At 40.6% G+C, this 19,286-nt stretch carries 19 protein-coding genes; 3 read left to right on the top strand and 16 right to left on the bottom strand.

All coding sequences use genetic code 11. From position 1 onward, the window contains the following. Window positions 1-132: 132 nt before the first annotated feature. The 3 genes from FLL46_RS00725 to FLL46_RS00715 form a co-directional block, all read right to left on the bottom strand. Complete coding sequence (locus FLL46_RS00725; protein ID WP_142891502.1) at window positions 133-975, bottom strand: hypothetical protein; 843 nt, start codon at window positions 973-975, stop codon at window positions 133-135. Next, a complete protein-coding gene (locus FLL46_RS00720; RefSeq protein ID WP_168203982.1) occupies window positions 968-1,447 on the bottom strand; it encodes an ABA4-like family protein in 480 nt (159 codons plus the stop codon). The genes FLL46_RS00725 and FLL46_RS00720 overlap by 8 nt, the downstream gene beginning before the upstream one ends. A 118-nt stretch (window positions 1,448-1,565) precedes the next feature. Continuing rightward, window positions 1,566-2,741 (bottom strand): helix-turn-helix domain-containing protein, encoded by a 1,176-nt coding sequence (locus tag FLL46_RS00715; protein ID WP_142891501.1) that lies wholly within the window; start codon window positions 2,739-2,741, stop codon window positions 1,566-1,568. 316 nt (window positions 2,742-3,057) lie between these two features. Here FLL46_RS00715 and FLL46_RS00710 point away from each other — a divergent pair, with 316 nt between their 5' ends. Continuing rightward, window positions 3,058-3,405, top strand: coding sequence for a 5-carboxymethyl-2-hydroxymuconate Delta-isomerase (locus tag FLL46_RS00710; RefSeq protein ID WP_142891500.1), 348 nt, complete (start codon window positions 3,058-3,060; stop codon window positions 3,403-3,405). 109 nt (window positions 3,406-3,514) lie between these two features. Here the strand turns inward: FLL46_RS00710 and FLL46_RS27775 are convergent, their stop codons facing one another. Both FLL46_RS27775 and FLL46_RS00700 read right to left on the bottom strand, forming a co-directional pair. Further along, the gene (locus FLL46_RS27775; RefSeq protein WP_142891499.1) at window positions 3,515-5,944 is read right to left on the bottom strand and encodes a PKD domain-containing protein; all 2,430 of its coding nucleotides are present in this window, start codon (window positions 5,942-5,944) and stop codon (window positions 3,515-3,517) included. 46 nt (window positions 5,945-5,990) lie between these two features. Then, window positions 5,991-6,887, bottom strand: a complete 897-nt coding sequence (locus FLL46_RS00700) for a hypothetical protein (protein WP_142891498.1) — start codon at window positions 6,885-6,887, stop codon at window positions 5,991-5,993. Window positions 6,888-7,440: 553 nt separating this feature from the next. Here FLL46_RS00700 and FLL46_RS00695 point away from each other — a divergent pair. After that, a complete protein-coding gene (locus FLL46_RS00695) occupies window positions 7,441-8,607 on the top strand; it encodes an alpha/beta hydrolase-fold protein (RefSeq protein ID WP_142891497.1) in 1,167 nt (388 codons plus the stop codon). A gap of 62 nt (window positions 8,608-8,669) precedes the next feature. Here the strand turns inward: FLL46_RS00695 and FLL46_RS00690 are convergent, their stop codons facing one another. The 4 genes from FLL46_RS00690 to FLL46_RS00675 form a co-directional block, all read right to left on the bottom strand. Beyond that, window positions 8,670-9,017 carry a hypothetical protein gene (locus FLL46_RS00690; RefSeq protein WP_142891496.1) on the bottom strand — a complete coding sequence of 116 codons (348 nt, stop codon included), beginning with the start codon at window positions 9,015-9,017 and terminating at the stop codon, window positions 8,670-8,672. Between the two features lie 2 nt (window positions 9,018-9,019). After that, entirely contained in the window at window positions 9,020-9,457 is a 438-nt protein-coding gene (locus FLL46_RS27930) for a RebB family R body protein (RefSeq protein ID WP_210418557.1), read from the bottom strand. A 36-nt stretch (window positions 9,458-9,493) separates the two neighbouring features. Beyond that, window positions 9,494-9,712, bottom strand: coding sequence for a RebB family R body protein (locus tag FLL46_RS00680; protein WP_142891495.1), 219 nt, complete (start codon window positions 9,710-9,712; stop codon window positions 9,494-9,496). A 217-nt stretch (window positions 9,713-9,929) separates the two neighbouring features. After that, window positions 9,930-10,616, bottom strand: a complete 687-nt coding sequence (locus tag FLL46_RS00675; RefSeq protein WP_142891494.1) for a hypothetical protein — start codon at window positions 10,614-10,616, stop codon at window positions 9,930-9,932. Window positions 10,617-11,090: 474 nt separating this feature from the next. On the opposite strand from FLL46_RS00675, the gene FLL46_RS00670 reads away from it, so the two are divergent. Next, a complete protein-coding gene (locus tag FLL46_RS00670; RefSeq protein ID WP_142891493.1) occupies window positions 11,091-11,636 on the top strand; it encodes a hypothetical protein in 546 nt (181 codons plus the stop codon). 118 nt (window positions 11,637-11,754) lie between these two features. Here the strand turns inward: FLL46_RS00670 and FLL46_RS00665 are convergent, their stop codons facing one another. The 7 genes from FLL46_RS00665 to FLL46_RS00635 form a co-directional block, all read right to left on the bottom strand. Next, window positions 11,755-12,261, bottom strand: a complete 507-nt coding sequence (locus FLL46_RS00665) for an SRPBCC family protein (RefSeq protein WP_142891492.1) — start codon at window positions 12,259-12,261, stop codon at window positions 11,755-11,757. Next, window positions 12,254-12,598: an ArsR/SmtB family transcription factor gene (locus FLL46_RS00660; RefSeq protein WP_142891491.1), complete on the bottom strand. Its 345-nt coding sequence runs from the start codon at window positions 12,596-12,598 to the stop codon at window positions 12,254-12,256. Before FLL46_RS00660 ends, FLL46_RS00665 begins: the two co-directional genes overlap by 8 nt. 121 nt (window positions 12,599-12,719) lie before the next feature. Continuing rightward, a complete protein-coding gene (locus FLL46_RS00655) occupies window positions 12,720-13,820 on the bottom strand; it encodes a zinc metalloprotease (RefSeq protein ID WP_142891490.1) in 1,101 nt (366 codons plus the stop codon). A gap of 185 nt (window positions 13,821-14,005) precedes the next feature. Further along, on the bottom strand, window positions 14,006-14,908 hold the full coding sequence (locus FLL46_RS00650) for a hypothetical protein (protein ID WP_142891489.1): 903 nt from the start codon (window positions 14,906-14,908) through the stop codon (window positions 14,006-14,008). An 862-nt stretch (window positions 14,909-15,770) separates the two neighbouring features. Beyond that, window positions 15,771-16,964: a TonB family protein gene (locus FLL46_RS00645; RefSeq protein WP_142891488.1), complete on the bottom strand. Its 1,194-nt coding sequence runs from the start codon at window positions 16,962-16,964 to the stop codon at window positions 15,771-15,773. After that, on the bottom strand, window positions 16,961-17,341 hold the full coding sequence (locus tag FLL46_RS00640; protein ID WP_142891487.1) for a BlaI/MecI/CopY family transcriptional regulator: 381 nt from the start codon (window positions 17,339-17,341) through the stop codon (window positions 16,961-16,963). Before FLL46_RS00640 ends, FLL46_RS00645 begins: the two co-directional genes overlap by 4 nt. Window positions 17,342-17,621: 280 nt before the next feature. Further along, complete coding sequence (locus FLL46_RS00635) at window positions 17,622-19,208, bottom strand: metallophosphoesterase (RefSeq protein ID WP_168203981.1); 1,587 nt, start codon at window positions 19,206-19,208, stop codon at window positions 17,622-17,624. Between the last annotated feature and the right edge of the window lie 78 nt (window positions 19,209-19,286).

The following is a 19,286-nucleotide window of genomic DNA, read 5'->3' as shown; positions in this document are numbered from 1 at the left end:
CATTGTTCAGTTAGAATTTTACCTTCTCAAACCAGGCAGCCATCGATACCAATATTCCATAAAGCAGCTTAACAACCATTAGATTACAAAGCTGTGCTCCTTTATAAATTAGCGCGAAATTTCTCAACTTAATTAAAATAGCGGACGTCCGGAAAGTGCCAGCATAAATAAAGCAATACATGCAGCAACTAGAACAATTGTCGACCCAACGACCACCCTCCTTCCCTGCCATTTCATCCGATCTGCAACGATCCCAATGATTGGAATAATCTGCATTAAATGGGTTGCCAGAAAGTGAGCAATACGCAAATCGCCAACTTGCTTCGACCAACCAACTACTGCCACACCATCAGCATCGGAAACATTTCCACCGACAAAATGCGAACCATTGCTGGACAAATATCCAGCAAACAATAGAGTCAACACAGAGCCAACTGTTAAACCGAGAACCGCGCCTAATCGATACCCAGGATGATTGTGCGAAGCATATTTTTTGATCATTATTCCCAACACAAAAGTAATTAACACCAAGAACAATGCTCCAACCCCCATTAGCATGTACATCTGTTGGGTAAACTCAGAACTAAAGTTAAAATGTGATTTCACACCACGGCCAGCTTGCACTGAAATGTAAATCTGCTCAAATAACATTGATGCTACAGCGGCATAGCCAAGCAAAGTGAGGGTTAAACCTGTACGCCTTTTTTCATCAATAAGCTGAGCTAAGATCGCCAGGGTAAAAAAGTGCATGCTAAGAGACACGCTAAACTTGATAGGTTTTGACCAGACGGAAACGCCATCCAACAAGCGAGAATCGAAATAATAAGCAGGTAAAAGAATGACCAATATGCCAACTAAAAACAATCCACTAAAAAACCAGGCACGGGTGATGTAATCATCAGGTAGCTTAAATGGCAGGCTAGAATATACTCGAGTGGCTGGAGACAATAAATTTCCCTTCATCTGATTAAGCATGCTGCACCTCCTTGATTTCTACTCTTGGTAAACTAAAAAAACCAGCCTTGATACAAAAAAAGATAACCAACCCCACCGGTCCAAACATAAATGTGGCAACTAATATTGGGGCTTGTAACAGTCGAGAGATGCCAAGCTGATCGGCTTGTTTGGCAATCCAGGCGCCAATAAAAAGGTCAAAAGCCAGGTAATGAATCCAACCTGCCAGCAACATAAAATCGTCTTGAAAAAGCAACTTTACTTGCTCTAGTGAGCTGTATCCTCCCTCGATCGCAAAATAGCGAGAAAGCGCTAAACCTGAGTAAACGATACCCAGCCCGACAGGAATCAAATATTGTGGAATAGCGAAAATCAGTTTAATTCTACGTGGTAAAAAAATAAGCACTAGCCAACCAATGAGCGCAGCTTGTCCCGCCCATCCGAATATTTGTTGCGCTGATAACCCACCGCCAATTAGCTCTTCTACTTGCATCAATATCCCCTTCAGATTAAATACTGTGTCAGGGCTTATTTCAGCAAAGTAGATCGCTGAACTCGTCTTATTCGAACGGTTTGGACGTACGAATCGGACGATTCGTACTCTTGAAAAGCTATGTCGCCATTAATTGTTTACGATATTCGCTAGGTGTCATTTCCTTCAATTGTTTAAACACCGCGTTGAAAGTGCTCTTAGACGAAAATCCAGCTTCCATCGCCAACTCTATGATTTTTGCCGATTGATCTTGTTTCAGTTTTTCGCAAACAAAATCGATTCGATAGCCATTCACAAATCGATAGAAGTTTTTGCCATCTTGCTGATTAAGTACCTCGGAAAGATGGTGGGTACTCACCTCTACCGCTTCAGCCAAACGATTGAGTGTCAACTGATTATCCTTAAACCCTTGACGTTCGGTCATGTAACGCTGAACGACTTCAAGTATATTTTTTCGAGTTTCACTTTCTAATGCTCCGCTATCGGGTTTACTTCCGTTAACATCATTCTGTTGTTCAGCAATACGCTCAGACTTTGAAGAGCTGACGGGTTCATCGTTTACATCTTTTTTTGCAGGTTCTAGTACAAACTGCTTAATTAAAAACAAATCAGGATTGCGCCACTGAGCCAGAGCGATAGTGTAAATTAGCAGGATGATCAATATATCTCCCAACAAAGACAGGACATAGTGATAACCGGGAAGATAACTCGAGATTTTCAAGGTCCAGATAATGAAATCCAGGATTAAGACTTTCCACAACCAGTGAAAAATATCTGGATTAAAACTCGCCAGAGTATTCCCCGCCTGACGCTGATACTTTTGAATCAGCGACGCGCTAAACCCGATATAAATATAGGATTGTAAAAACAGGATGTATTCACTAATTCTGAAATTCAGCGATTGAGTCAAGTCTTGATAAGACATATTAAACTTAGCTTCGGGCGAGGCTAACAATGTATCAAGATTCAGCAAGTAGCAACTTAACACAGGCAAAAGGTGCCATAAGTCTTTGTAACTCAACGGTCGCTCAATAATGGCATGTCGACAATAAAGATAAAGCAAAGCACCATAACTAGCAGGCAAATAGTTACGCCAGCCGATGAGAAAAGTGAATGGCGTAACGCCTTCCCCCATTTGGCTAAAGGCCATCAAAAAACTGAGCGCCAGCAACAAACACCATAAACCGAGTATGCGACTGGCTGTTGTGCTTCTACCATCAAACAATAATAGACAAGCAAGAAGCAATCCTTGAAAAGAACCAATGACAAAAAGGTATTGTTGTAATATTGGCAAAGCAGTACCTACCCACTGAATAAAAATTACTCAAAAATCCCCGGCAATATTCTCGACATAAGGGAAAATTATCATTTGTCTGCTTTGATCATTCGCGTAAAAACGCAGCGCAAAAAACAAACAGTATTTTGGTGTAGATTTTAGGGCAACCAATTGCATACTACAAATTTCATGAATACAATTGTTTGCTAACACAATGGTTCGCTAACACCATCATTCTTACCACTAATTTTGTCACACTCCACCAATAAGGAGAATGTCATTACCGATGACAAAGTGATAATGGGTATTTTTTCATCTACTTAAGGAAGCCGATATGCCTCACTGTATCATTGAGTTTGCAACAGAGCTTGAGGAACGAATAAACATCACCACTTTAATTGACTCCGTTCATCAAGGGGCATTGTTATCCGAGCTTTTTGAAGAGAAAGATATTAAGACCAGGGCAATTGCCATCGATTACTTTAGAACGGGAATTGAAAAACAACCTTTCATTCATGTTACCGTTAAAATACTATCAGGAAGAAGCGCCGAGCAACGAGCCGCATTATCAAACAGTATCGCCCATGAACTAAGAAAATTGAAAATCTCTCAAATATCCTTGACGATAGAAATTTGTGAAATAGAGAAATCATCGTATGTGAAAATATTGACCGATGGCTAATATCCTCAGCGATAATATTTTGTTAAGCAAATTTAGTCTTTAATCATTACGACGTGTAATAAAAAACCGGAGAATATCACATTCTCCGGTTTTTACTCCCTAATAACAGCTACTGCAGTTCAACTTTCAATGTCATTCCCGAACGCACACCGATCACACTGATATATCGATAACCCGTGGCCGGGTTGTTAACCGTGATCGATTCTGTATTGCCGGAATTGGTAGATCGCTGATCATAACTTGTCGCGGTCGCCCAAGAACTCGACTTATAATAAACATCGCCGTTATCATTCCCGTGATCACTCCGGATCAAAATGCTATTGGTTCCTGATGGCACATAAATGTAATAGTACTGAATACTGTTACTGTTTGAACCGTCAGGTACACAAACCGCGTCTCCACTGGTCAAGGCTTGAGAAGTTGTCGGTGCCTCAGTGGCGCAGGCGTCTTCTATTGTTCCTGTTCCTCCGACTGTTACCGTCGCAGAATCTGAGTCAGTCGCACCTTCATTATCCGTCACCGTCAAAGTTGCAGTATAAGAACCTTCTGCACTATAGCTGTGAGTTGGATTGGCGGAAGTCGAACTATTGCCATCACCAAAGCTCCAACTGTACGATGCGATCGAGCCATCTGGATCAGACGAGCCATTACTGTTGAAATTGATATTGGCATTAACTGATCCAGAGTATGGCCCATTGGCGTTTGCTGTAGGCGCCTGGTTACCGCCACCACCGGCGATATTGACTGAATAATCTTCAACTTCACCATCACCAATATCTCCACAAGAAGAACTGGCCGCAGCATTATATTTCATTGCAACTCTCATTCGCGTGCCGTTGACACCGGCAGCCGAAGTCGGAATATTTAAGGTCGCGTTCACTGCTGCGTTACCACTTTGACCATTGAGCACTTGTTCTCCAGTATCGGTAAAATCACCGTCTTTGTTAAAGTCGATCCAAACCGACCAATATTCGGTGTAGGCGCTGTTGGTAAAGCCCGGCGTAAAGGTCGCGCTGTTGTTTCCAGTATTCAAGTTTGCGGTTTGACTAGTAAAGTCTGTGTAAGCAGCTTGCCCTGAAGTATTATTCAATCCACCAACAGAAACGCCGGCGATCCATTCATAATTACCACCGCCAGTTGCTTCACAATAAGTCGTTCCAGGATCAGTGGTAATGGTTGCGGTTGCGGTATCAGAATCTGAAAGACCACCATTGTCGGTCACTGTCAGAGTCACATTATAAGTGCCCGCACTGGTATAAGTATGATTCGGATTAGCGGCAGAACTGGTATTGCCATCACCAAAATTCCAGCTATAGGTGGAAATGCTTCCATCAGGATCATTAGAACCGGCACTACTAAAACTAAGCGCACTATTCACAGAACCATTGTAAGGTCCGTTTGCTTCAGCGGTCGGCGACTGATTTTGCGAACCGGCCCCGGTCCGAATATGAATGTAACTAGTATTATTCTCCTCGGTCCATTCAGAAACCGAATCATTATTGTCGATGATAACGCCCAGATAATAATTGGTGTTCGGATTTAGATTACTCGGTATCGTCACATTCTTTTTGACAGTATCCGGCGTATTCCGGGTGACAGTGACTGTATCCGTTCCAATCAAAGTATCGGTATTGGTAATACTTGCATTGGTCGAAATGTAGTAACCCAGCGTAACCGTTTGCGAATTACGACCATTATTTTCGAGCGTCATTTCATATTGAATTTGCTGTCCAAGGCCAACGTCATAACGCATTTCACACTGAGTATTATTACAACTCGATACCGCTTTGTTTGAAGTTAAAACACTGCCGCTGCTATTAAAAAGACGTGTGCGGCCATGTGAACTGTAAGCACCAGAGGCACCGATAAATCTCCAGGCTGCGACTGAAAGATCTTCTTTGTTGCTGCCGCCGTATAAAGCGATAAGTCCATTAACGGTATCTTCACCCAGGTAAGATCTCAATGCGTTCTCACCGGTAGTGTGTACATGGGTATAATCAGTTCCCATGATATTGTAATAACGATTTTCATGGGCAAGGCCGACAGTATGCCCAACTTCATGCAGCGCGGTTGTTTCGAAAGTTCGACCATTGCCACCGTAATTCCAGAAGTTAGTTTTCTGATCCATACTGTCATCATAAGAAACCGTGTTATGAAAAACGATGTCACCTTCTACGGTCACACCACATGGATTTGTTATGTTGTAGCCAGTCGCAGAATTTCCAGTGTCATCCCACCAGATTTCACTTTCGCCATTTCCAACGCCAACGCTGGTGTCATTATCGAGACGTACACTCACGTTGAAGTTGACTGGTGTTGCATTGAATCGTGAAAGTGCGGTTGCAAAAGAAGTCCGCCAAAAGGCGTATTGCCCATCAAATCCGGTAGGGTTAGCATTAAATGTAAAACCACTTCCAGGCCATTTCCTGGGCGTATTATTATTACAGTCAGTCCAATATTTATGAGCCATCACTGGACCGCTCGACAAAGTCAATAAGGCGGCAATGCCTGCCCTTTTAATCAGTTGATTAAGTTTCATGATAATTCCTCATTTTAATTATTTTCTTAACAGTGAAGACCAATGATCAGTTTTGATCCTTGGGGTAGCTCTTACTCAAAATAGGATTGCCTCCATTTTGCCTGAGCTGCTCTACTTCCCACTGATCGTGGGCGGTGCCTTCTTGCTGAGGAATTTTTTTCTTAACTGACTTTTTAGGTACCTGAGGCGCGCTTTTTGCGCGAGTTAATGCAGGATACGCCTTAAAAGGTAAATATTTATCTGCACTGGTTACCGAAACTTTACTGCTCTTTCTTTGGTGTAGGGATTTTTTATCCAAACTTTTCAGATGTGAAATAAATCGAGGAATATTGGATTTGGCTAAACTGAGTTTATGTTTACCGCTAATACGAGCAGCAAAAGAAATGTAATCGATACCCCCTTTGTCATCCACCACAATTGCAGATTCATTTGCAGCAATGACCTTGCCATCTTCTAACACAAACCTACCGTGTTCACACTCAACAAAATCACATCCAGTGTTTTGACTTTGTTGCACCATCAAGATCACATTTTCTCCTAACTTTACTTCTGGCGTATTTGTCGCCGTTAATCGATTTCCATTGGGAAATTCACCACCAACAAATTTGAGTGTTATTGTGTCATTAGAATATTTTCCGGCAATGACTTCCTTAACGTCATACGTCACAAAGGTATAAGGAATTTCTTCTATTGAAAGTCCCTCACTAATTTCAATAAGCTTACCTCTAAAAATAAGATCTGAACCAACAACTAATTTATTTAGAAAAGAATTTTGAACTTTGTTACCAGGTTTTAAACCAGAAGCAGTTAAACTTGGACCTGACTGATTTTTTTCTGTAACCTGCACTTCAACATTACTACCGGCAATTGCGTTACTACTACCAACTAGCAATGCCATGAAAAGCAAAAAACTATACCGCGTTATATTATTATATTTTTTCATTTTGACCCTCCCAGCCGAACAAATTGTATACAATATATTTTATTTTGACTGCAATGTCATAATTCACCGAACGCTAAATATGTCAAGTGATTTTTCATTGAAACGCAATAAATCAGCTATAAAACGTCATATTTTTGTAATTAAATCTCAAAAAAGAGATTTTTAGCCTTGTATTTTCTAGCTAGAGAAAGCAATAGGCAGTTAGTTAGATTGTGCAAATCTGCATATTAAAAATGCAAAAATACATATTAAAATTTGCTCAATATTTAAAAGCGAAAAAGCAAAGATTCTAACAACCTATGTGATGTGTATTTCTTATGTTATTCGTTGATAAAATTTTTAGTAATCAGCTGACCTAATTTAGTGCTGGCTTTGGATTGTTGTTCTTTAAAATTGCTACTGAAAAAACCATTCCAACTCGAATTCGGCGCGACTTATCTCAGACCGGTTTAATTGAAGGCAAATTTTCGATATAAAAAAGCCGAATTTATCACACCGTCACCACCTCGCAGTAAAGCGATTATTCTAATTCCCAAACCAAGGAAAATTAAAATTGAAAGTAGTCAGATATCTCCTGTTGTTCGCCGTACACCTTGCTCTTTATGCAGTTACCCTGAACTCAGTTGCAGAACCAATATCAATTGAAATAGGCAAGCGTACAACTATTAACTCAAAACTGCTGAAAGAAGAAAGAAAACTGCTTATCCATTTACCGGAAAGTTACGCAGATTCAAAGAAAAGTTACCCGGTAGTTTATTTGCTCGACGGAAACAGGCATTTCAATCATGCAATCACCGCGACGAAAATCTTACAACAAGAAGGGCGAATCCCCGAAGTCATAGTCGTTGGTATCACCAATAATCGTGGCACCAGAGGTCGAGACTTAAACCGGGAAAAAGATCAATTTGCCAAGTTTATTCAACAAGAAGTAGTTACCTATATCGATAAAAATTACCGAACAACTGGACTGAATACATTATTCGGTCATTCATTGGCTGGTTATTTCACTATTAATTTTTTGGTAAACCAACCTGAAATCTTTAAAAACTATATTGCTGCAAGCCCCGTTTTACAGGTTGATAATACTGAAACCCGCAGTCAATACCTCGAAACTTATAAAACACAACAAGCAAAAGAGAATTCGCTTTACTTTACAATGACTAGTGAAGCCGAAGAAGGAAGAGCTACCATAGAAGCACTCAACCATTTTGTTGAACTTTTAAAAGACAAGTCGCCCGAAGAACTGGATTGGCATTATGAGTTTATTGCCAATCAAATCCATATGACAACACCTTATCTTACCTTCTATGCTGGTTTAACCCACGTTTTTAAAACCTACCAAGCTCCCAGTTTTTCTAGCTTTTCAGACTTTAAAAAATCTGGTGGCATGATCGCATTAAAAAGTCACTATAAAAAGCGAGCAAAAATTTATGGTACTGATGCAAAAATTCCAGAAACGACTTTAATCGATCTTGCAGATATACTTTTGGACGATGGTCAAACTGAAAAAGCGTTAAAGATCTATGTTGATCTGACAAAAGCTTATCCCAAATCAGCACGCGCTTTCAGTGGCTTAGGTGAAGTCTACAAAGCTATGAAACTTTATGATAAGTCAATCAAGGTCCATGAAGAAGCAGTACGACTTTCGGCAAAGCTCAGCCCCGGCTGGCAAAGATTCTTAAAGTCACGACTGGAAGATGTTAAAAATACAGATCGGTAATATTTATATTTAACCCCCTCTCCCTCCGGGAGAGGGCTGGGGAGAGGGAAAAAATAGCTACGCTATTTTTCACTTTTCAAACCTTGAATATCAACCAGCATTTTTACACAAATCGAATTCATATCCGCATAGTACTCTTTGTTATTATTTAGCAATCTGTCAAGGTTCTCGAGAATTGTCTCAACACCGTCAGATTGCTCACCTTCAATTAATTTCTTCATTGCTGCTCCGACAGTTGCGGTATAAACCAAATGATTATTGCGCAAAAACATTTCAGTATCATGGGAAATGGTTTGCATATTTTTAACGGCCAACAGGAAAGCGATATCAGGTATGTTGTTCGAAGAAGATTCGATTCCTGCAAGTGCTTCTTCTATTGACTTGCTGACATTATCAGAATTTTTTGCCATAGTTATTTACCCGCTTTTTTGGTAGCAGACTTACTCGTGTTTTTTCTTTTTATCGAAGTGCGCTTTTCAGGCGACTTTTTAGCTGCGGTTTTCGCCGCCTTTTTCTCCGCAGCTTTCGCTTTTTCCACTTGTGCCTTCAACATATTAATTTGCTCTTCCAATATCTTCGATGAATTTTCATTAATATTGCCGGGCATTGTTATGTTGCCTATTGCACCACCACCTAACAATGCTTTCACACACATTGTCGTTGCCGCTTGATAGACAATATTCGACTGTTGTTGAGCGTAAACAGCATTGGCGGCCGCCATTGCTATAGCATTTCCAATGGTTTGGTAAAGGCTTCCCATTGCCATTGCGGGCGCCTCGCCTAAAACCTTTGTATTGGTCTGGGTCACGGCATCGGTTATTTGAGAGTTAACGAGAGTAGGATCAGCCATAATATCCTCTAGTTTTTACAATATTTAAAAACATAATCAGGTATCTAACAATGCCTTAACGCCCATGGTTGTTGCTGTCTGATAGGTAACATTTGCCTGTTGCTGAGCATACACCGCATTCGCTGCCGCCATTGCAACGGAATTACCAATCGTTTGATATAACGAGCCCATCGCCATCGCAGGCGACTCGCCAACAACTTCAACATTCGTTTGTGTGATTGCATCTGTTACCTGGGGATTTACTGTCTCAGCCATTATCTTTTCCTTGTATGGTTGTTGTTTTTGGTGAACGACCAAAAATGATTAGCTCCCTAAGTAAAGGCCATATTTTCGTGAAGGTAAAGGTCTATTTTTCAGTCATGGTTTTATTTAGCGAAAACGCTTCTTGTTATGATAAATTACTCGTGAGCGCTTGATTAAATATCTCAAAATCAAATTCACGTACCACTAACGTGACGTACAAAATGAGCCTTCACCCATGCACGCCGCCATAAATTTCCGTACGCATAACACCTTTAGACTTATCAAGATTTGACAGGTATTCCTTTTGATAAAACTCTCCTGCATCCATAAAATCTTTAACCCAGCTCATCTGATTATCAACTATTGTGTTTTCGAGTTTTTGCTTTTTCCTGTAACCACTATCGACGGCATCATGATGCTCAATGTACTCGCTACTACATTTATTTAAGTAATCGGCGATACCTTCAATTCCGCTCACGATAGAATCTCTATTTTTAAACATTCCACTCGAAACTTTCACATCTTCAGCAAGATCTTCTACCTCCGGCAAAAGGTTTAATAACCGCCTCGATTGTTCAGCCCAACTTTTGGCACTCTGGTGTGCCACCATCAAGTCTCTGGCATTTGCAATTGTGACATGTACTGAACGCATTCGCTTCATCAGTTCCTTGCGAGATTCAGAAACTTCAACCTGACGTGAATGCTGTGACATACTCCAGTCAAAAAGTGACTTAATTATCGTTCCGACAATAACGATGATTGCTACCTGCAAAGATAGTTCACCTAACTTTAAATAAAAATCCTCGATTGTTTTTCCTGCTTCAGAATAGAAGAGCCACCCGACTGTTAACGTTATTGCCACTAAAATAAGAGCGAACGCAATAGCAATCACAATATGCTTAGCAGAATTTTTCATTTCAATCTCCTTTTCTTAATGAATACATGGTTAGTAGTCTTGGATACCAAACCGACTGCTCATTTAAAACTGAATAATACCCGCTTACTTTCACCAGATATATTATAGTTAAATAAGTGCTCTTAACTTCCCCCTCTTTACAGAGTCTACTCCTCATTGTCATCTCGACCGCAGCGGAGAGATCTCCTACAAACTTGCACCTAGCTGCGAATACCACAAAAAATCAAACTAAAAAAGGTAATCCTGAGCGGGTTTATTTTAGTGTGTAGCTCTCTATGCCTTTGGGAGATCTCTCCACTGCGGTCGAGACGACAAGAGTCGTTTACGTTGACACTCATCAGGAACTCTTATTTACATTTAGTTCCACCAGTAGTTTTCAATTATCTAAAATCTCTTCAGTCACCATTCAGCTTACTCCCAATAGACTGTTTCTAAAATACCAGTCTCAATAATATTCATTAGCGGGAAGAAATCATGAAAAAATCATTGATAACGAGCGTCTTGTTAACCATATTTCTAGCCTTCAGTACATTCAGCCAGGCTTCAGATCGTAATCATTCGAAGCATAGTGCCGAGAAGCATAGAAGCCATTCTCATCATTCAAAATCACACCGTTCAGATTCACATTATTCTAAACGTCACAATGCTAAATCACACAGAAAATATGTGAACAAACACAAGAAATACAGTGCCAAAAAACGTAAAAACAACAAGCATCGAAAGTACTACGCGAGCAGCCACTCTCATTCAAATTCTCGTCATTACTCCAGCCATCGTTCGCGTCGGCACTATCATTCAGGACATTCACATCATCACGGCGATTACTACGATCGATACTATGGCCGATATTATGGATACTATGACCGCTACGGTAACTATTATGATTTCGACTATGGTTACTACGATGACTATGGACACTATCACGCCCATTATCACAGTACCCGCTGTGGTCACGTGAGAACACCATTGCTCGAAGCAGTTGTCGCAGGGATAGTGATTTCCAGCATTTTTGATGACTAGGTTAAGGCAGGTTTAATCATTGAATAAAAGAACGCTCCGATTAATTCGGAGCGCAACAGAAAGGAAAAATTACTAAAATTATTTCTCGTTATTTCTAACGAACTTATTAATAAATTAATTATAAACTTCCAAGATAATTTGTCAGTTGGTCCAGTCCGGCTCCCCAACCTTTTCCATGATCAGCACGTGACGCGTCAAATACATCTGCTTCTTCCTGAGTGGGTTCAACCGGCTCCCAGATAAATTGCAATTGAGTTTTCCCGTTCGCTTCTTCGAGCTTGATAGTCGCTCGCATTTCTTTCGGCCAATTAGGCATTTGTGGATTAGGTAAAATTTCACCGGCTTCATTTGACATATATTGCCTAAACACGATGCTTTCAGGTGGATTGATTTCTTCAAACTTTGTCAATAACCACATTTCAAATCCATTCGGTGCAGTCATTTTGTGTAGTGTCGAGCCACCAGGTCTAATGTCGTCTACAACATATTCACAGGTGAATCCTTGCTGAGGTTTTTGCCAGTTTTTTAGATGTTCAACCTGGGTCCAGGCATCAAAAACTAATTGTCTCGGCGCGTCATATTCACGCGTTAATATTGATGGTTGTACTTTTACTTCATTACTCATCCTTCACCTCTTTCGATTGAATTTTGTTTAAATAGTCTTCCAGGTGATCCAAGTTGTTACTCCAATACTGCTCAAACTGGATGACCCAATCTTGTATCGGTTTCAACTGAGCGGCGTTCACTCGATAGACACGAAATCGGCCTTCTTTTCTTTCTAAAACCAGATTTACTTGTTTCAGAACACTAAGATGTTTCGAGACCATGGGTTGACTCCACCCCAGGGTTTCAACAATTTGACTAACGGTCAGTTCTTTACCCACGAGCGCTTCTATCAGCTCCCGGCGTTTGGGTTCTGCTATTGCGTTAAATGAGTCAAAGGTAGTCCGTGTTCGTGCCATAACCATACTATATTCCTATATAGGAATATGTCAATAAAAAGATCTTTCAATTTAAAGCCATGCACAAAAAGGCCGACTTAGTAGTCGGCCTCAATTAATAATTTGCTGCTTAGGACAAATATTAATAGTTCACGTATATCCTCAGGTATGTCGCATTATTAACGCCTGATGATTCGGCAATCGCATTATTATTATCGATAACTGCACCAATCCAGTAATACTGCCCAGAGTTTAAACTCGAAGGAATTGTCAGCGAACGTTGAAAGGTATAAGGAATATTGCGCGTTAATGTTAAGGAACCTGTTCCAATATTTTGATCACCGGTGGAAATAATATTGTTGGTAGAAATATAGTATCCAACCTGTGGGTTTTGAGTCGACTTACCATTATTTTCTGCGGTGAGTTCCAAACGCACACTTTGCCCTTTATTAACTCGATAAACGCGCTCTCCACTATTGGTAAAGCTCGCCAGGTTTCCACCAGCCCCATTCAACAACCGAGTTGACTGATGCGTACTGTACTCTCCACTTGTTCCAAGATATTTATGATGTGCGAGTGAAACATCTTGCATATTTCCGGTAGTGGTTCCATACAGAATAACTGAACCATTGGCAGCATCTTCTCCCAGGTATGCGCGCGTACTGTTACCATTGGCGTGAATAAAATCCCAGTCTTGTCCCATTATATTGTAGTAGCGGTTTTCATGGAGCAATCCCATTGCGTGTCCAAATTCATGGGTGGCAGTGGTTCTGAATGGGCGGAACGAACCACCATAAGTAATTGAAGAAGATTTATTTGACGAACTGGTGTAACTCACATTGTTATTAAACAATACGTCGACTTCATCAATGCCATAGTGCCATCCAAAAAACCAGTAACAGTGGCTCCAGGTAAATGCCACGGCTGGCGCACCATTTAATGCTGCCGCGTCATTGGTAAACCAGGTTTCATTTTGTCCATTATCAAATCCAACGGAAGTATCGCCCGTCACCAAATTGAAATTAAATTTACTAGGGTTGTCGTTGACGCGGCTAATCACCGTTTGCAATGCACTCAGATAAGACCCACCTGCGGCAAAGCTTACATTGCTGGCGCGCATCGTTTTTGTATTGCTGCCCCATTTAATTTTGTTTCCGTTACAAGTTCTCCATGCGGCTGCATCAACCTGTGAAATAAAAGTAAAACAGGCCAGAGTTATCGCAGTTAAAATTAATCGTTTCATGATTTCGTCCTCGAAAAAAAGTTGTCCTTTACCATTCAAACTTCAATAAGTTTGAATTGAATATATTTTTTCTGATAAGCCAATTCTAATATCTTCATTTTCGTTTCGGAGAATCAACACCGAAAGATTGAAAATGGAAAAGTGATATAAAAAGTTAACTTAGAAAAAATTTGATACTGGGTAATTTAGTTTTGCTTACGTAGAGTTGATCGACCCTGTGGTTTTGTAATCACGGGATCGCCCCCGTTCTTGCGCACCATTTCCTCTTCCCAGCGATCAAAGTCACTTTTACTTCGATTAGTTTGTGCTTGTTTTTGTTGTGCGTCTCTGGTGAGTGTTTTCGCTACCGACTTGGGCGCAGCCGCTTTGAATAGCGAAGTAGAAAAGTCAGTCTTGATATTAGCTGACTTGAAAATTGACTGGCGGATTTTTCCTTTTGACTTCATTGCGTAGGCACGCTCTTTAAGATTAGCCACAAAGCTAACAACATCAAGCATTGCTGCGCCTTTTTTCGATTGCATTGCCGAACCAGCAGATTCGCCTTGCACGTTACTCACACCTTTAGAAAATCCTTCTTTACGATTAGTACTCGCGATTTGTCCAATCATACTTTCACGGCCTAATTCATAAGTTTGATTAGCCGTTAATAGCAATGGTTGACCATCTTCGCTAGCAACAATACCACTTAGATTTCGAAACCGGCCTTTGCTACAACTGACCAATGGGCAAATTGCCTGATTGTTTTTACTGATAAATAAAACGTCACTTTCCCCTTGTTCAAACTCGGGAACATCTGAAACAGAAAGGTAGCGAATCACATGGCCTTCTTTCTTTTGTCCACCGATAAAACGTAAAGTAATTTCTTTTTGTCCGGTAGCGCCAGATATTAATTCGTCAACTTTGTATGTTACAAAAGTATGCGGCAGTCCTTCCGCAGAATCTTTGTAACTAATATCGACAACTTTTCCTTGAATAACCAGGTCTGCCTTTCCTAGCATGTCATCCATGTTAATACCACCTTTTGCAATAGCATGCTGTCCCAGCAAGGCAAATGAAATAGCGGCGGTAAGAGTGGTTAGTTTCTTCATGTCTCGTTTCCTTTACGATAAATTGATAATATCCGATTGGATTATTAACCTGACCAGCTGTACTGCTTCCCTTCGCTCGATCAAGTGGGGCTATTAAACGAAATAATTTTGAGATATAACAGGGGGAGAACTCGACTATCTCTGTAAGCAATTGTCCATTGTCAAAGTAAGCGATTCGAGATCAATAGGGGTAAAGTGATTGATTTTTAAACTGTTTTATTTTTTATCTCAAATAGAGAATAAAAACAATTTTTTTAAAGTGAGCATCTAATAAATTTATAAAGTATTTTTTACACTAGAAACATCAATAAAAATAAAAGTCGTTCCAGTGCTTTTGAACACTTCCATAAGGTAGTTTGGTGAGCACATCAATTGGGGAAGTGTGATTGATTCTTACACTTATAAATCTCGGTCTAGATAGCATCTGACATTAGCAGTGGCAATTCCCCCGATGGAGACGTTGATTGTTAACCTCCTTTCCCACCAGGAGTGGGTTGGGGAAAGGGGAAAAAAGCCTAAGTTCTCCCAGGTATAATCTAAACTCCAAAGCTTTCGCCCTCTCCTTCCAGGAGAGGGAATTTATCTATGACCGCTTCGGATAATAAATTACAATCCAGCTAATTGTCAGATACCGCCTGGCCATCTGTTTAAGCCTCTCAGTTTGAATATGAGCCGACGTTTAAAGCTCTTGTTCTATCTAAACTCCAAAGCTTTCAACCTCTCCCTAGCCCTCTCCTTCTAGGAGAGGGAATTTATCTATGACCGCTTCGGATAACAAATTACAATCCATCTAATTGTCAGATACCGTCTGGCCATCTGTTTAAGCCTCGCAGTTTGAGTATGAGCCGACGTTCTTTTCATATCACTGACCCGTTTTAAATTCCATGGTGTATCGTTGATTTTCCATCGCACCATCCTCAGTAATAAAGGTCCATTGTAAAAAGGCATCAGTTGCAGCATCATTGAAGATACCTTCAGGCTCAGATGCAATGACCTTTACATTGACGGGAGTACCATCATTTTCTAAATCAAATTGAAATCTGACCCAACCTTCAACACCGTCCATTGCTGCTTGCGCAGGATACCGCGGCGCTATAATTTTTTTTGGTGTCACAGCAGTATCAACACTGGTCTCGTTTCCAATAACGCTGCTTGCTCCCCACATAGACGCCATAGCAAAAACGCCAACTACCCAACTGTGCCATTTTTTCTGTTTGATATTTTTTAACATTTTTACTCTTTCCTTAATTAATGAAGTATAATTCCACTGACTGACTAAACCGGACTGATTTGACCCAATTAACGCATCAATCAGCGCTTCACCGTATTGTCTTGCACCAAAATCATCGCTCGATTGGAGCACCCCTAAATCACAAGACATTTCTTGATCGGCCTCCAGATATTTGTCCGCCCAAAAAATGAATGGGTTAAACCAGAAAATGCATTTAAATAAAACTCTGACCATATTGACTTGATAGTCTCTGCGTCTCAAGTGATAAAACTCATGACTTAGGACTATAGCCTGTCTATTTACTGTCAGCTTTTCAAACCCTTCAGGTAGTATTAAATAGGGTTTAAAGACGCCTAGAATGGCAGGAACATTAATTAATTTTGTGTTAACTGTTTTTAGATTATTGAAGTTAAAATTCGATTGATGCTTCCGTAATTCTGTCGGTAGTTGATAAGCAGATTTTTTAAATGACTGTAATAAACGTCGATACTGTGTTACATAAAAGAAAAGTGACATCAGTGCACCAACTAGCCAGATAGCAAGTAAGTGTCCCGAGAATTGAGAATCAACTTCAATATTGACCGACTGAATTTGCGGAATTGATAAATCAGCATCAGGAAAGAAAGTCATCACTTGCGGCATCACGTTGGTTTCAATCCAGTTAACGGGAAGCAAAATAAAAACAGGTACTATCAACCACAATTGATACGCAACATGCGCATTTAGCCACCTTAAAATTGCAGGTCTTGCCGCGAGGATTAAGATCAGTAATAACATCATGCCAACTGATTTGGTGATCAAAATATCAACAAACTGCTCCATCATTTTTTCGACCCATCCTCAGCATCAAGATCGCCTAGCAACGCTTTTAGTTCGGCAATATCTTCATTGGATAATTTTTCTTGCTTCGCGAATGCGGCGACAAACGAACTCACCTTGCCATTAAAAACCCTTTTCAAAAAACTCTCACTGGCTTGCTCGATGTAAACTTCTTCTTCAAGCAAGGGAAAGTAGAGATACTCCCTGCCTTCTTTCTGAAACCCTATCGCTTCCTTTTTCAGCAATCGGTTAATTAGTGTTTTAACCGTTTTATCTTGCCAGTTTAATGACTTGTCCAGATTCGCAATGATTGATTTTGCGGTTTGCGGTGATGACTTCCACAACACATCCATAATACATTTTTCTGAATCACTGATTTGCATAGCATCTCCAAAGGGATTATCTTGAACAAGATTACAGTCGTAATCGAACCAAAGTATTACAAATGTAATCAGATAATGCAAATACTTTATTCTTAAGTCAGTTGACTTATTTGGCGATTATTCCACTTGATTAGTGGTGATGCTCGAATTCTTAATTTGTCGGAATGAACTATTAACGCTTTTCTATCAGTGATGAGTCTATCAGCTAACAGCCAGGCTTTAGTCGCTGACTGGTCAACCAATGCTGGATAAGCGACCAGATCAGCGGTGTAGACAACAACTAGTCTGGTGCAGAAATCCCTGCGGAAAATTCACACACCCCCAGTTGTAAATTTTGCTGGCTTGAGCATCTGGCGACAGTAATTTTTTTAGGAGGGTTGACTAACAAGGCTTTCCAATCGCCGGACTTTTTAAGTTTGATTCGTAAATAACCGAAAGCATCATAATTTTTCCCTTTACTTTGAATTTTATTGTTGGTGGTTAAAACCTGCGCCGGTAATCCATCAATATTACTCGTTAATTGACCATTTGGCGGAGAGCTGTCTAACGCAACACCACTGGAGCCGATCACCAATTGTGGCGGTCGCGAACTGTTGGCGAAACTTACACTCTGGAAGCGATGCATATGTCCAGCCAATACGAGTTCTATTGTTGATGGCAATGCCTTTGTCGGTAACAATTTGATTGCCGCTTGCATCATCTGGTTAACGCATCCATATTGATTCTGACTGGTGCACCCAGTACTACCACTTGAGTAATACTCGGTTATTCCCCAAATTGGGCGATGGCCCATCAACCAGGTCGGTTTATTAGTTGCCAGTTTTTCAACTTCTTCGAAAGTTTTTTTATAAACAGCAGTAAATGGAGAATCAGCATAACTGTCGCAAGCATTCGCCGAATCAATGACAACAACATCCAGATTTTTGAAACTCACTTTATAACTTGGGATCTGAATCGTATTATCTAACGCACTTTGATTAAGCTTTGGTGCAGGACAACTCAGCTGCTGACTTCCCGCAACCAGATTTGAATGGGGGTCTAAAAAATAGAAGTACCCCGCCCCAGCCCGACTACATAACTCATGATTACCTCGCGCAACAATCCAGGGAGCTGCCGCCATCAGCTTTTTACCGGCTTTAAAGACATCGTCATGCCAGTTACGCCAAATATCAGGAAAGTTCGAGTTAGCTGCAGACTGGCTATAAAAAGGTATTGCGCCATCTTGCTCACAGTGTTGCCCCTGAGTACTACCGTCGCCAGCGTCGTAAGTCCATTGTTTTACTTGCTCCAACTGACCACTTGAATTTTTTTGAGTGAAATAAACATCCCCCGAAGTGCCACGATAATTGTAATCTCCCATATGCAGAACTACATCTGGATTTTCTTTCGCACCGGCATCAGCAAGCGACTTAAATGGTTCTGCAGCTGTTCCTAACGCACACCCTGCCTTGCCGGGCTTTGCTAATTTACAACCGGTATCTCCGAATACTTGAATATTTTTGGGGTTAGATTTCGCCACAGGCAATTTTATCGCTGTATCACTAAAATTAATTTGGTATCTCACATCAAAATTAATGAGCGCTTCACACACAATCACAGAAAAGTGATTGGGGTTTTCTCTTGGGATCATGGGAAAACTTTTTTGCCCTTTACCCACTTTCGAAATGGATGGGCAAAAAACCGCTTCGTCAATCACTGTTCGCGCAAGCGCAATATTGTTACCGTCAGGGGCTTGTCCCAATACGACAAAATTAGCGTAATGCTGTTTTGAACTCGCAGGTGTTGATGCGTTCGCCTGAAAGGACAACGAAAACACTGCGAGTGAAACAAAGAAAAAATAAGTCGGCTTTCCATTGATAGTTGTCATCCTGATCATCCTCTAGCCCGTGAGTTAATTTTTTAACCTGAATTCGGGATAAGAACTCAGGTATTTTAGTGTGTAATA

Source organism: Aliikangiella coralliicola, from assembly GCF_007004725.1.
GTDB classification, from domain to species: domain Bacteria; phylum Pseudomonadota; class Gammaproteobacteria; order Enterobacterales; family Kangiellaceae; genus Aliikangiella; species Aliikangiella coralliicola.
This window is presented reverse-complemented; position numbering and strand designations above follow the sequence as displayed.

What these genes read in the sequence shown, in the direction of transcription:
- FLL46_RS00675 (WP_142891494.1), bottom strand. Translation starts at nt 10,616, where the DNA reads ATGAAAAATTCTGCTAAGCATATTGTGATTGCTATTGCGTTCGCTCTT.
- FLL46_RS00650 (WP_142891489.1), bottom strand. Translation starts at nt 14,908, where the DNA reads ATGAAGAAACTAACCACTCTTACCGCCGCTATTTCATTTGCCTTGCTG.
- FLL46_RS00635 (WP_168203981.1), bottom strand. Translation starts at nt 19,208, where the DNA reads ATGACAACTATCAATGGAAAGCCGACTTATTTTTTCTTTGTTTCACTC.
- FLL46_RS00670 (WP_142891493.1), top strand. Translation starts at nt 11,091, where the DNA reads ATGAAAAAATCATTGATAACGAGCGTCTTGTTAACCATATTTCTAGCC.
- FLL46_RS27775 (WP_142891499.1), bottom strand. Translation starts at nt 5,944, where the DNA reads ATGAAACTTAATCAACTGATTAAAAGGGCAGGCATTGCCGCCTTATTG.
- FLL46_RS00645 (WP_142891488.1), bottom strand. Translation starts at nt 16,964, where the DNA reads ATGATGGAGCAGTTTGTTGATATTTTGATCACCAAATCAGTTGGCATG.
- FLL46_RS00660 (WP_142891491.1), bottom strand. Translation starts at nt 12,598, where the DNA reads ATGGCACGAACACGGACTACCTTTGACTCATTTAACGCAATAGCAGAA.
- FLL46_RS00710 (WP_142891500.1), top strand. Translation starts at nt 3,058, where the DNA reads ATGCCTCACTGTATCATTGAGTTTGCAACAGAGCTTGAGGAACGAATA.
- FLL46_RS00690 (WP_142891496.1), bottom strand. Translation starts at nt 9,017, where the DNA reads ATGGCAAAAAATTCTGATAATGTCAGCAAGTCAATAGAAGAAGCACTT.
- FLL46_RS00680 (WP_142891495.1), bottom strand. Translation starts at nt 9,712, where the DNA reads ATGGCTGAGACAGTAAATCCCCAGGTAACAGATGCAATCACACAAACG.
- FLL46_RS00720 (WP_168203982.1), bottom strand. Translation starts at nt 1,447, where the DNA reads ATGCAAGTAGAAGAGCTAATTGGCGGTGGGTTATCAGCGCAACAAATA.
- FLL46_RS00700 (WP_142891498.1), bottom strand. Translation starts at nt 6,887, where the DNA reads ATGAAAAAATATAATAATATAACGCGGTATAGTTTTTTGCTTTTCATG.
- FLL46_RS00655 (WP_142891490.1), bottom strand. Translation starts at nt 13,820, where the DNA reads ATGAAACGATTAATTTTAACTGCGATAACTCTGGCCTGTTTTACTTTT.
- FLL46_RS27930 (WP_210418557.1), bottom strand. Translation starts at nt 9,457, where the DNA reads ATGGCTGATCCTACTCTCGTTAACTCTCAAATAACCGATGCCGTGACC.
- FLL46_RS00640 (WP_142891487.1), bottom strand. Translation starts at nt 17,341, where the DNA reads ATGCAAATCAGTGATTCAGAAAAATGTATTATGGATGTGTTGTGGAAG.
- FLL46_RS00665 (WP_142891492.1), bottom strand. Translation starts at nt 12,261, where the DNA reads ATGAGTAATGAAGTAAAAGTACAACCATCAATATTAACGCGTGAATAT.
- FLL46_RS00725 (WP_142891502.1), bottom strand. Translation starts at nt 975, where the DNA reads ATGCTTAATCAGATGAAGGGAAATTTATTGTCTCCAGCCACTCGAGTA.